This window comes from Stenotrophomonas sp. CCNWLW162, assembly GCF_037203745.1.
In the GTDB taxonomy this organism is placed as follows: domain Bacteria; phylum Pseudomonadota; class Gammaproteobacteria; order Xanthomonadales; family Xanthomonadaceae; genus Stenotrophomonas; species Stenotrophomonas maltophilia_AQ.
Genome location: NZ_JBBCBL010000006.1, coordinates 1 through 10994 on the forward strand (window position 1 = coordinate 1; position 10994 = coordinate 10994).

A 10994-nucleotide genomic window follows, 5' to 3' on the forward strand; every position below is an offset into this window, starting at 1 on the left:
GGGCGTCCTGCCCAACCCGCCCGAGGCATGCCTCGGGCCCATGCGGCTCACGCCCCCGCAACCGGACCCACCCCGCCCTCGACAGATTTCTGCTGCTGGTGGGTGTCGACCTTGGTCGACACGGTAGATCCACGCCACGCGTGGATGGAAACACCCAGAATCCATCTGGAGAAGAGCCCCCTTTTGTTAAAGGGGGCGCGCCAAAGGCGCGGGGATTAGGAGGAATGCGCGGACCTGAATTGTTGCGTTTTGGGTATCGCCCAGGTGGCGATACCCAAAACGCAACAATTCAGGTATAAGCTGTTCTCCCGATGGAGACAGACACTACACGCTTGGGTCTGATCGAAGCCGGAGCTCCGATTTCTGCTCCGGGCGCCGAAGCATCGCCCAACGCCACGACGCTGCATCGCCCCGGTTCGGTCCGGCTGCTCTCGCTTGATGCCCACGGACGCGTACTGGACTGGATCACCTGGCAGGATGCTGCCTGCCTCTACGCCCGCGAAGCCGTCGCCTGGACACTCGGCGATCCCTGCCTGCACATCCACGGCGGCACCAACCGCTTCAGCGGCCTGCAGAGCGGCATGGACCTGCACCCGATCATCGCCGCCCGCGGTCACGCCCGCTCCCGCGCGATCGATCCCACACCGAACCTGACCAACCCGGCCCTGTTCGCCCGCGACGCCCACCTGTGCATGTACTGCGGCCAGCAGTTCGGTCGCCCCACGCTCACCCGCGACCACGTCATGCCGCTGTCCAAGGGCGGCCTGGACTGCTGGGAAAACGTGGTCACCGCCTGCTTCCACTGCAACTCGCGCAAGAGCGACCGCACGCCCCAGCAGGCCGGCATGCCGCTGCTGGCGGTGCCCTACCGGCCCAGCTGGATCGAGCACCTGATCCTGTCCAACCGCAACATCCTGGCCGACCAGATGGCCTTCCTGAAGGCGCAATTACCCAAGCGGTCAAAACTGAGCACCTGAATCGCCGAAAATGCAACCCTCACCGTCCTGTCACGGACGGCGGCGTTTGCTTGCCCCACCCCCGTTTGAGGGCGAAAATGGGCGTTCAGAACAAGTGCGAACATGATGATCGACTCTGCCCGCTATCCCCGCCTCGCGCGCATCCAGACACCGGATGACCTGCGCACGTTCGACGAATCCGAATTGACGGCGGTCGCCGATGAACTGCGCGCCTACCTGATCGAATCGGTGGGCAAGAGCGGCGGCCACTTCGCCGCCGGCCTGGGCGTGATCGAACTCACCGTGGCCCTGCACTACCTGTACCAGACCCCGGTCGATCAGCTGGTCTGGGATGTCGGTCACCAGACCTATCCGCACAAGATCCTCACCGGTCGCCGCGACGAGATCCATACCGTCAAACAGAAGGACGGCGTCGCGCCTTTCCCGAAGCGCGAGGAAAGCGAGTACGACACCTTCGGCGTCGGCCACTCTTCGACCTCGATCTCGGCCGCGCTCGGCATGGCCATCGCCCGCCAGTCCGAAGGCGACGACCGCAAGGTCGTGGCGGTGATCGGTGACGGCGCGATGACCGCCGGCATGGCGTTCGAGGCGCTGATGCATGCCGGTGGCATGGAGCCCGAGCCGAACTTGCTGGTGATCCTCAACGACAACAACATGTCGATCTCCGAAGCGGTTGGCGGCCTGACCAAGATGCTCGGCCGCGCCACCGGCAGCCGCACGCTCAACGCACTGCGAGAAAGCGGCAAGAAAATCCTGGGCGACAAGAAGAACAATCCCGCGCGCTTCGTGAAGCGCTGGGAAGAACACTGGAAGGGCATGTTCGTGCCGTCCACGATGTTCGAGGAAATGGGCTTCCATTACACCGGCCCGATCGATGGCCACGACCTGCCGGCACTGCTGTCTGCGCTGAAGACCCTGCGCGCCTCCAAGGGTCCGAAGCTGCTGCACGTGATGACCACCAAGGGCAAGGGCTACGAGCCGGCCGAAGGCGACCAGATCGGTTACCACGCAGTGGGTCCGTTCGATCCGGACAAGGGCCTGGTGGCCAAGGCCGGCGCCAAGAAACCGACCTACACCGATGTGTTCAGCGACTGGTTGTGCGATGCCGCCGCCGCCGAGCCGCGCCTGTACGGCATCACCCCGGCGATGCGCGAAGGCTCCGGCCTGGTGCGTTTCAGCAAGGAATACCCGCAGCGCTATTTCGACGTGGCGATCGCCGAGCAGCACGCGGTCACCCTCGCCGCTGGCATGGCCACCCAGGGCGGCAAGCCGGTGGTGGCGATCTATTCCACCTTCCTGCAGCGCGCGTACGACCAGCTGGTGCATGACGTGGCGATCCAGGACCTGGACGTGCTGTTCGCGATCGACCGCGCCGGCGTGGTCGGCCCGGACGGCGCGACCCACGCCGGCAACCTCGACCTGAGCTTCCTGCGCTGCGTGCCGAACCTGGTGGTGATGGCACCGTCCAACGAAGCCGAGTGCCGGCAGATGCTCAGCACCGGCCTGCAGCACCCGGGCCCGGCCGCTGTACGCTATCCGCGTGGTACCGGCACCGGCGTGGCCGCCGGCAACGACCTGTCCACGCTGCCGATCGGCAAGGGCGAGCTGCGCCTGCAGGGCAGCCGTATCGCCCTGCTCGCCTTCGGCAGCACCGTGGCTGCGGCCGAACAGGTCGGCCGCGAACTGGGCCTGAGCGTGGTCAACATGCGCTTCATCAAGCCGCTTGACCGCGAGCTGGTGCTGGCTGTCGCCACCCAGCACGAGGGCCTGGTGACGATCGAAGACAACGTGGTGGCCGGTGGTGCCGGTTCCGGCGTCGGCGAGCTGCTCAATGCCGAGGGCGTGCAGCGCCCGATCCTGCACCTGGGCCTGCCCGACAGCTACCAGCACCACGCCAGCCGCGAGGACCTGCTGGCTGAAGCGGGTATCGATGCCGCCGGCATCCGCGCGGCAGTGCTCAAGCGCTGGCCGCAACTGGTGACCGGTACCCCGCCGCTGAGCGCGGCCGGCTGAGGCCGGCCAGCACCGCCTGGTGGATCCACGCACGGCGTGGGTCTACTGCGGACCGGAATACATCCACGCCATGCGTGGATGGCGGAACCCGGAAAACGCGCCCCAGCCCTCAGCCGTAGCTGACCGCCTCCACGAATGCACCACTGGCCTCCACGCGCACCGCCGCGCGCTGCCCGGTATCGACAAAGTGCAGGCGTGCGAGGGTTTCGGCGAAATCGTAGGCGCGGGCGCCATCACGGAACTCGACCGGCTCCGGCCTGTCCGGGTGCAGCACGCGCCATTGGCGCTGTTCGCATTGCAGGCGGATCAACATGCGGCTCACTCCTTGAGGCAGCGTATCGACGTTGGCGTACGACCGCACCGATACCGGCACGGACTGTCGTTGCAGATCAGGGACACCCGAAGACTCCCTGATCGCAGAAGATACGTTGTTCAAAATGTGAGCTGTATCAGATTATTCTGATTTTCGAGGGGGACGCTCAGTTCACCTGGAACTGGCCCCGGCAACCATTGCTGACCCAGATGCCGCGACGGTCCCAGCCCCAGGTCTGGCCTTCGATGCAGGCGCTGCGCGAATCCTGGCGGACCATGCGCACGCCACGGCGGATGCGGGCTTCGCAGTACTCCTGGCGGTGGCCGTTGGAATGACAGGTGACGACCTCGCCGCCACCCCAACCGTTGCCGTTGCCCCAACCGCCGCCATTGCCCCAGCCCCCACCGCGGCGGTATTCGCCGACAAACTCGGCACGGCAACCCTGGGTGACCCATATCCCGTAGCGCGATTGGCCCCAGGTCTCACCCTCGACACACGGCGAACCCGACAACTGGCGGATCATCCGGGCCCGGCCTTCCAGACGGCACTCATTGCTGCGGTTCTTGATCGACTCGCAGCGCACGATGCCACTGCCTTGGCGACCGCCATAGCGATCATCGTCATAACCGTAGCCATAGCTCTGCGCCTGTGCGCCACCGGCGGCTGCCAGCATCGGCAACAGGGTGCAGGCCAGGGTGCGCCAGGGGAGTGCCTTGCCCATCGATATCTCCAGATGAATACGATGGCGCAAGCATCAGTGATTCCCGACGCGGCGCACAGGGGGCGCGCAAAGACGGTTCTTTCCCCATTCAAACAACCCAACCGCGGCTGACCGCACCGGCGTCGCCTGGGCGTCATTCGACGATGAGCGCGTCCACGGCATTACCGAGTGCTTCGACCCGCACCCGACTGGGCTGGCCGGTACGACGGTGGTGCTCCAGGGCCAGTGCGGCGGCGGCGTCGAACGCGTCGGCACCGCGCGCATAACGGGCGGCATCAGGCGCGTGCGGGTCCAGCACGGACCAGTGCTGGTGGTTGCATCGGATAGTAATGACCATGAAAGGCTCCCGGGGGTTCGAAGATTCGTCGGCGGGCCCTACCGCCAGTGTCCCGTCAGGCTAGCGAGCGCCTCAGGAATGGCCTATCAGATTTGTACGAAAATGCCTCGGGATTCGGTCGGTCACCCCTGCCCTCACATCGCTGAGTCCATTTACCGAATTCATTTCGTGATCCTTGTCACGGAGTCAGCACGGCTTCACACTACTGTCACCAACAGGGGCCCCTTCCACATGCGCACCTTCTTTTTCCAGCAGCGTTCAACGCTTCTTAAGTTCTACTTCGTGGCCAGCTATCTGGTGCTGATCGAGGAACTGATCCGCGCCGTCGTGTAGAGAGCGCTTGCTGAAGGGTTATTTGCGACAGACACTGTCGCTTTAGGCACGGAGCCAGCCCGATGAAAGCACTTCTCCTGATTCCCGTCCTGATGCTCCTGACCGCCTGCGCGAGCCAGGACAAGGCAGCTGCGCGCGCTGACGCGGCAGCGGCCGCGCCGGCCACACCGAGGGTCGGCGGTGACCGCGACGCTCACGGCTGCATCGGCTCGGCCGGCTACCAGTGGTGCGAACACAGCCAGCGCTGCGAGCGTCCGTGGGAACTGGCCAAGGCCCACGGCCTGGCCAATACCGCCGAGGCCATCGATGCCTACTGTGCGAAGCCGGCCAGCCCGGCCCGCAAGTGAGCCGCAGGCGCCATGGCTGAGCTGAGCCCACTGCCGACCCTCGCACCGGGTCGCTATCGCCATTTCAAGGGCGGCGAGTACGAAGTGATCGACATCGTCCGCAGCAGCGAGACGCTGGAGCCACTGGTGCTGTATCGCGCCCTTTATGGCCAGGGCGGCCTGTGGGTGCGGCCGTACCCGATGTTCGTCGAACAGGTGCCCGGCGAACACGGGCCGCAACCCCGCTTCGCTCGGATCGACGATTGACCGGAAGCTGCCGGCCGCGGCCGGCAGCGCGGCGCGGCGCATCTGCAGGCCTGCGCTACAATCGTACCGTCCAGTCGGTTTCTTCCCATCATGTCCGCATCCCCCTCCCGCTCGCGCCGCAAGGCGCCCGACAGCGTGCGCCAGTCACTGCTGCAGGCCACCATTGAAGTGATCGGCCGAGATGGCCTGGCCGCATTGACCGTGCAGGACGTGGCCCACGCCGCCGGTGTCAGCAAGGGCGCGCTGTTCCACCACTTCAGCAGCAAGCAGGCACTGGTCGATGAAGCCATCGGCGCACTCATCGGCGAATTCGAAGCACGCGTGCGCGCCCTGCTGCTGCAGAGCGCACCTGGCCATGGCTGCTTCAGCCGTGCCTATGTGCAGGCCAACTTCGAACACCTGCTGCAGCAGGAAGAAGACAACGACATCGGCCTGACCCTCGGCAATCTGATGGAGCCGGCCCTGCTCGCGCATTGGCGCACCTGGAAGCGCGCCATGCTGGCCGAATTCCCTGACGAGGCCAACGATGCACGGTTGTATGCCGCGCGCTGCGCCGCCGACGGCTACTGGGCTACCGCCTACGGCCGGCCGCTGGACGAAGAAGAGCGCCTCAACGCGCTGGCCATGGCCGAGCAGGCCCTGAAGTTGTGCGACCCGTTGTGAGCCGGAGCCTGCAATGAGCCCTTACGCCTGTCTTGCCGCTGCGATCGTGCTGGAAGTGATCGCCACCTCGCTGTTGAAGGCGTCCGATGGCATGAGCCGCCTGGCACCGACACTGGGCGCATTGGTCGGTTACGGCCTGTGCTTCTATCTGCTGTCAGTGACGATGAAGTCGATCCCCACCGGCATCGCCTATGCGATCTGGTCCGGTGTCGGCATCGTGCTGATCTCGCTGATCGGGCTGGTGGTCTTCAAGCAACGCCTGGATGCACCGGCGCTGATCGGCATCGGGCTGATCTGTGCCGGCGTGCTGGTGATCAACCTGTTCTCGCACAGCAGCGCACACTGAGCACGCTGCTGCGCGGTCAACGCTAGCTGACCTTCTTCGCTACGGTCATGCCGAGCAGGAACAGCACCACGGCGATGATGATGCCAGCCCAGAACAGGAACTTGGCGATGCCGACCGCGGCGCCGGCAATGCCGCCGAAACCGAGCACGCCCGCGATGACGCCGATGATGGCGAAGATGATGGCCCACTTGATCATGTCAATCCTTTCCCCACGGGGACTGCGTACTGGATGATCAGGCTAGGCCGTGGCCGATGCGGCAGTCGTGAACAGGCCGCGTGCGCGGCGTGAATCAGCGCGGCCGGAAGCGCAGCAGCGCCACCGCGAAAGCCAGGAACACGCTGCCCACCAGCCGCTCGAACCAGCGTCGTGCGAAGGGCTTGGCCAACCAGCGGCGCAGGCCATGGCCTCCGGCGGCATACATCACGTACCAGAACAGCTCGCAGGCAGCGAAGGTGGTGACAAGCACGCTGTACTGCAGCGCCTGGCCGCGCGACGGATCGACGAACTGCGGCAGGAACGCCGTTGCGAACAGCAGCAGCTTGGGGTTGCTCAAGCCCACCAGAAGACCGCCACGGAACACCGTCCACGCACCATGTACCGGCATCGTCGGCAGTGCGGCATCGGTCGTCACCGGCGGTGCAGGCCGGCAGCTGTCGCGCCACGCCTTCAGGCCCAGCCACGCCAGGTAGGCCACGCCCAGGTAGCGCAGCACATCGAACAGCATCGGCGAGGAATGCAGCAGCGCACTCAGGCCGGCCGCGGACGCTGCCAGCACCAGCAGCATCGCCAGCAGGCAACCGGCCATCGCCGGCACGCTGCCGCGGAAGCCGAGCCCGACGCTGCGGCCAAGGATATGCAGCATGTTCGGCCCAGGCGTACCGCACAGCACAAAGACCGTGGCCAGGAACCACCACCAGGTATGCAGGGCCATTTCTTCAGTCGCTCCAGGAAACCCCGCCAGCTTAAGCGGTTGCCACCATCAGCGGCACATACAGCGCGGCGTGGATACAAGGGTTACAGATCCCGGCCATCGGCACCCGGACGCCATCTGTGCTGCAATGACGGCCCCTGGCATGGAGCTGCGCATGAAAACCCTGGGCCTGATCGGCGGTATGAGCTGGGAAAGCTCGGCGCAGTACTACCGTCTCATCAACGAGGAGGTGCGGCAGCGCCTGGGAGGCGCGCATTCGGCGCAGCTGCTGCTGTGGTCGGTGGATTTCGCCGGCATCAAGCAGCTGCAGCACGACGGAGACTGGGATGCACTGGGCGACCACATGGTCGACGCCGCACGGCGGCTGCAGGCCGGCGGTGCTGACCTGCTGCTGATCTGCACCAACACGATGCACAAGCTGACCGACCGTATCGAGGCCGCCTGCCCGCTGCCGCTGCTGCATATCGCCGACCCGACCGCATCTGCCATCGTGCAGTCGGGCATACGCAGGGTGGGCCTGCTGGGCACCGCCTTCACCATGGAACAGGACTTCTACCGCGGCCGGCTGCAGGATCGCTTCGGCCTGGAGGTACTGGTCCCCGATGCCGATGATCGTCGCAGCGTGCACGACATCATCTACCAGGAACTGATCGCCGGCGTGGTCAGTGATCGCTCGCGACAGGTCTATGTCGACGTGATCGCACGCCTGGTCGAGCGCGGTGCCGAAGCGATCATCCTCGGTTGCACCGAGATCATGCTGCTGGTGCGAACGGAGGACAGCGCCGTGCCGCTGTTCGATACCACCACCCTGCATGCGCTGGCCGCGGTGGACGCGGCACTGGCCTGAACCGATACCGGACAGGGCCCGGAATCAGTCCGCGCCCTGCACTTCCAGCGCGGTGATGAGCCAATCGACCACCGCCTGCGAATCACACAGGAAGAAGATGGCATCGCCGGAGCGCGCTTCGGTAAGCAGCCGATAGACGGTGATCGCCACCGCCGATTGGTTGGCGATGAACACTTCCGGACTGCGCGGTCCTTCGCTGTGGCCGGCCTCGGCGTGCAACGCCTTGCGCGCAGCCACGGTGGCAGCCGGGTCTGCGCTGCGGGTCAGTTCCGGCCCGCGCAGGCCCCAGGCGATGAACACATGCTTGCCCTTGAACGTGGTGTCCAGGACCCGCACCTCGGCGCCGCCTGCGTCGGCCGAGCGATGAATGACGGTACTGCTGATCAACGCAACCCCCTGTGGTCGTCGTGGTCCGCGCATCGTCCTCCGCAGGCCGCCCGCACGCCAGTGACGACAGCCACAGGCTGTGCCGACAGGCGTGGGAGACATGTAAGAAGGTGTAAGCCGATGCGATCGGATGTGCAGCGATGATACGGGATGTAAGCCCCTGCATGGGCTGGCGCGCACTACTAAATCCCCACTGAGCCATCGCCGGAACGATCCGTTCCGGCAGCCCCGGGCTGGGCCATTCTTGCCACCCGTTCCCCACCCGAGGCTCCATATGACCCATCGCCTGCTGCTGCCGATCGCCGGCACCGCCCTTGCCCTGCTGCTGGCCGCCACCGCCGTGGCCGCCCAGGACTACGACACCGACCACATTCCACCGCTGCGCTGTGAGTCGCAGTTCAACAAGACCCAGCAGTGCCCGATCGAGGGCCGCATGCGCCTGGCAAAGCAGCTCTCGGTCACCCGCTGCGTCGAGGACAGGAACTGGGGCCAGAGCCGTCGCATGCTGTGGGTCACCGATGGCTGCCGCGCCGAGTTCGTTGCCGACGAACAGGGGCGCGGACGCTGGCCCGGGCGCGGCCGGGACCGCGACGATGACGGCGAACGCCTGGTCTGCGAGTCCTATGAAAAGAAGGAAAAGGAATGCCGCATCCGTGTTCGTCGCGACGTGCGCCTGGTCAAACAGAAGTCGGTGACGACCTGCATCGAGGATCGCAACTGGGGCTGGGACCGCCACGGCGTGTGGGTCAGCGACGGCTGCCGGGCCGAGTTCCGGGTGTATTGACTGCCGAGCACGCGCTGGCTGCGGCGGGTAGGCATGCGTGCGGGACAGAGCCGATAGACTATGGCCTGTACATGGCAGGGAGCGCGACATGGAACGATGGTATCTGGCGACGCTGTTGGCGTTGATCCTGCATCAGATCGACGCTGCGTTCTGGCAGGAATGGGCCATGTTCCATGTGCCCGGTGACATCCAGGGCTTCCTGCTGTTCAACCTGCTTGCGATCGGCTTCGTGCTTTGGGGTTATCGCCAGACCCTGCTGGGCACATCGTCCGCGCGCGGCCATGCGCTGGTGTGTGGCGCGCTCGGTATTGGCACGGCGCTGATCCATCTGGCGTTTGCCCTGTTCGGTCGCGATGAATTCCACCTGCCGCTGTCGATCGCCGTCCTGCTCGCCTGCTTTGTGTCGGGCGGCGGCCTGTTGCTGCAGCTGCGCCGGCGATGAACCGGACGTCCTCTTCCCCGCACCTGCGCGACGGCATTCCGCAGGACGCCGATGCCTTGATCGCGCTCGACAGCGTGGCCGCCATCGATCCAAGCCGGGCCATGCAGATCGGCGATTGGCTGGCACGCGGCGGCGTGCAGGTTGCCGAGCAGAACGGCAGGGCCGTCGGCTACCTGGTCATTCATCACCACTTCTTCGGCGAAGCCTTCATCGAAATGCTGATGGTGGCGCACGCACAGCGCGGCCAAGGCATCGGTACCGCACTGCTGCTCCAGGCCATCGCAATGCATGGCCGGCGCAAACTGTTCACCTCGACCAATGCCTCCAACATCGGCATGCAGCGCCTGCTCGCTGCGTCGGGCTTCATCGACAGCGGCATCGTACACGGATTGGACGAAGGCGACCCGGAGCTGATCTACCGCTTCGCGGGTGCATGATCGGCCTCTGCCGCACGCACAAAAAAGCCCACGCATCGCTGCGCAGGCTTCTTGGTTCATCACAGTGGTCGGGACGGCCGGATTCGAACCGACGACCCTCTGCCCCCCAGGCAGATGCGCTACCAGGCTGCGCTACGCCCCGACTGATGCTGCGATGTGCCCGCCAGTGCGGCGGGCCGTGAAGTATAGCGGATTACGATGGAAATGGGGTCAGCGGCGCAGCAACTGCAGCACTTCTTCCAGCTCCATGCGCACCTGCTTGATGATCTGGTTGCTCAATGCCGATTCCTCGCGGGCATCGGGGCCATCCAGACGCAGGCGTGCACCACCGATGGTGTAGCCCTGTTCGTACAGCAGGCTGCGGATCTGCCGCACCATCAGCACGTCGTGGCGCTGATAGTAGCGACGGTTGCCTCGGCGCTTGGCCGGCTCAAGGCTGGGAAACTCGGTTTCCCAGTAGCGCAGGACGTGCGGCTTGACGTCGCACAGCTCGCTGACCTCACCAATGGTGAAGTAGCGCTTGGCCGGGATCGGCGGTAGTTCGCGGTTACTGCCCGGATCCAGCATAAGCTTCCACCCTCTCCTTGAGCTTCTGGCCCGGACGGAAGGTGACCACCGTACGGGCGGAAATCGGAATTTCCTCGCCGGTCTTGGGGTTGCGACCCGGGCGCTGGTTCTTGCGCCGCAGATCGAAATTACCGAAGCCCGACAGCTTCACCTGACGTCCCTGTTCCAATGCTTCACGCAGCACATCGAAAAACGCGTCGACGAATTCCTTGGCTTCCCGCTTGTTCAGACCGACTTCGTCGAACAGCTTTTCCGCCATCTCCGCCTTGGTCAATGCCATTGCCTGCTACCCCCGAGTGCTG

General features: G+C 65.3%; 18 protein-coding genes and 1 tRNA gene. 10 read left to right on the top strand and 9 right to left on the bottom strand.

Annotated features, from left to right (window positions below; genetic code table 11):
- Window positions 1–311 precede the first annotated feature (311 nt).
- Both V9K93_RS16045 and dxs read left to right on the top strand, forming a co-directional pair.
- The gene (locus tag V9K93_RS16045) at window positions 312–977 is read left to right on the top strand and encodes an HNH endonuclease (protein ID WP_046985953.1); all 666 of its coding nucleotides are present in this window, start codon (window positions 312–314) and stop codon (window positions 975–977) included.
- A 105-nt stretch (window positions 978–1082) separates the two neighbouring features.
- The gene (gene dxs / locus V9K93_RS16050; RefSeq protein WP_337302877.1) at window positions 1083–2990 is read left to right on the top strand and encodes a 1-deoxy-D-xylulose-5-phosphate synthase; all 1908 of its coding nucleotides are present in this window, start codon (window positions 1083–1085) and stop codon (window positions 2988–2990) included.
- A 109-nt stretch (window positions 2991–3099) separates the two neighbouring features.
- On the opposite strand, the gene V9K93_RS16055 is transcribed toward dxs, so the two are convergent.
- The 3 genes from V9K93_RS16055 to V9K93_RS16065 form a co-directional block, all read right to left on the bottom strand.
- Window positions 3100–3303 (bottom strand): hypothetical protein, encoded by a 204-nt coding sequence (locus V9K93_RS16055; protein ID WP_337302878.1) that lies wholly within the window; start codon window positions 3301–3303, stop codon window positions 3100–3102.
- 166 nt (window positions 3304–3469) lie between these two features.
- The gene (locus tag V9K93_RS16060) at window positions 3470–4024 is read right to left on the bottom strand and encodes a DUF3011 domain-containing protein (protein ID WP_295378208.1); all 555 of its coding nucleotides are present in this window, start codon (window positions 4022–4024) and stop codon (window positions 3470–3472) included.
- Between the two features lie 133 nt (window positions 4025–4157).
- Entirely contained in the window at window positions 4158–4361 is a 204-nt protein-coding gene (locus tag V9K93_RS16065) for a hypothetical protein (protein ID WP_046983951.1), read from the bottom strand.
- 395 nt (window positions 4362–4756) lie between these two features.
- On the opposite strand from V9K93_RS16065, the gene V9K93_RS16070 reads away from it, so the two are divergent.
- The 4 genes from V9K93_RS16070 to V9K93_RS16085 all read left to right on the top strand — a co-directional run bounded on the left by V9K93_RS16070 (window position 4757) and on the right by V9K93_RS16085 (window position 6296).
- On the top strand, window positions 4757–5041 hold the full coding sequence (locus V9K93_RS16070; RefSeq protein WP_295378213.1) for a hypothetical protein: 285 nt from the start codon (window positions 4757–4759) through the stop codon (window positions 5039–5041).
- Between the two features lie 12 nt (window positions 5042–5053).
- Window positions 5054–5287, top strand: coding sequence for a DUF1653 domain-containing protein (locus tag V9K93_RS16075; protein ID WP_046983954.1), 234 nt, complete (start codon window positions 5054–5056; stop codon window positions 5285–5287).
- A gap of 90 nt (window positions 5288–5377) precedes the next feature.
- Window positions 5378–5950 carry a TetR/AcrR family transcriptional regulator gene (locus tag V9K93_RS16080; protein ID WP_046983955.1) on the top strand — a complete coding sequence of 191 codons (573 nt, stop codon included), beginning with the start codon at window positions 5378–5380 and terminating at the stop codon, window positions 5948–5950.
- A gap of 13 nt (window positions 5951–5963) precedes the next feature.
- Window positions 5964–6296, top strand: coding sequence for an SMR family transporter (locus V9K93_RS16085; RefSeq protein ID WP_136639966.1), 333 nt, complete (start codon window positions 5964–5966; stop codon window positions 6294–6296).
- A gap of 22 nt (window positions 6297–6318) precedes the next feature.
- On the opposite strand, the gene V9K93_RS16090 is transcribed toward V9K93_RS16085, so the two are convergent.
- Together V9K93_RS16090 and V9K93_RS16095 are read right to left on the bottom strand one after the other, a co-directional pair.
- A complete protein-coding gene (locus tag V9K93_RS16090; protein WP_006380555.1) occupies window positions 6319–6492 on the bottom strand; it encodes a DUF1328 domain-containing protein in 174 nt (57 codons plus the stop codon).
- Between the two features lie 94 nt (window positions 6493–6586).
- On the bottom strand, window positions 6587–7228 hold the full coding sequence (locus tag V9K93_RS16095; protein WP_337302879.1) for a LysE family translocator: 642 nt from the start codon (window positions 7226–7228) through the stop codon (window positions 6587–6589).
- 142 nt (window positions 7229–7370) lie between these two features.
- Between V9K93_RS16095 and V9K93_RS16100 the strand changes: the two genes are divergently transcribed.
- Window positions 7371–8075, top strand: a complete 705-nt coding sequence (locus V9K93_RS16100; RefSeq protein ID WP_308518121.1) for an aspartate/glutamate racemase family protein — start codon at window positions 7371–7373, stop codon at window positions 8073–8075.
- A gap of 24 nt (window positions 8076–8099) precedes the next feature.
- Here the strand turns inward: V9K93_RS16100 and V9K93_RS16105 are convergent, their stop codons facing one another.
- Complete coding sequence (locus tag V9K93_RS16105) at window positions 8100–8495, bottom strand: hypothetical protein (RefSeq protein WP_046983958.1); 396 nt, start codon at window positions 8493–8495, stop codon at window positions 8100–8102.
- Between the two features lie 241 nt (window positions 8496–8736).
- Here V9K93_RS16105 and V9K93_RS16110 point away from each other — a divergent pair, with 241 nt between their 5' ends.
- From V9K93_RS16110 to V9K93_RS16120, 3 genes are all read left to right on the top strand, one after another.
- Window positions 8737–9246: a DUF3011 domain-containing protein gene (locus tag V9K93_RS16110; RefSeq protein WP_046983959.1), complete on the top strand. Its 510-nt coding sequence runs from the start codon at window positions 8737–8739 to the stop codon at window positions 9244–9246.
- A gap of 88 nt (window positions 9247–9334) precedes the next feature.
- On the top strand, window positions 9335–9688 hold the full coding sequence (locus tag V9K93_RS16115; RefSeq protein WP_136639964.1) for a DUF6713 family protein: 354 nt from the start codon (window positions 9335–9337) through the stop codon (window positions 9686–9688).
- Window positions 9685–10125, top strand: coding sequence for a GNAT family N-acetyltransferase (locus tag V9K93_RS16120; RefSeq protein WP_337302880.1), 441 nt, complete (start codon window positions 9685–9687; stop codon window positions 10123–10125). Before V9K93_RS16115 ends, V9K93_RS16120 begins: the two co-directional genes overlap by 4 nt.
- A gap of 65 nt (window positions 10126–10190) precedes the next feature.
- Here V9K93_RS16120 and V9K93_RS16125 read toward each other — a convergent pair.
- The 3 genes from V9K93_RS16125 to V9K93_RS16135 form a co-directional block, all read right to left on the bottom strand.
- A tRNA-Pro gene (locus V9K93_RS16125) sits at window positions 10191–10267 on the bottom strand.
- Window positions 10268–10335: 68 nt separating this feature from the next.
- Window positions 10336–10692 carry a MerR family transcriptional regulator gene (locus V9K93_RS16130; RefSeq protein ID WP_005410431.1) on the bottom strand — a complete coding sequence of 119 codons (357 nt, stop codon included), beginning with the start codon at window positions 10690–10692 and terminating at the stop codon, window positions 10336–10338.
- The gene (locus V9K93_RS16135) at window positions 10673–10972 is read right to left on the bottom strand and encodes an integration host factor subunit alpha (protein WP_005410432.1); all 300 of its coding nucleotides are present in this window, start codon (window positions 10970–10972) and stop codon (window positions 10673–10675) included. Before V9K93_RS16135 ends, V9K93_RS16130 begins: the two co-directional genes overlap by 20 nt.
- Window positions 10973–10994: the final 22 nt, after the last annotated feature.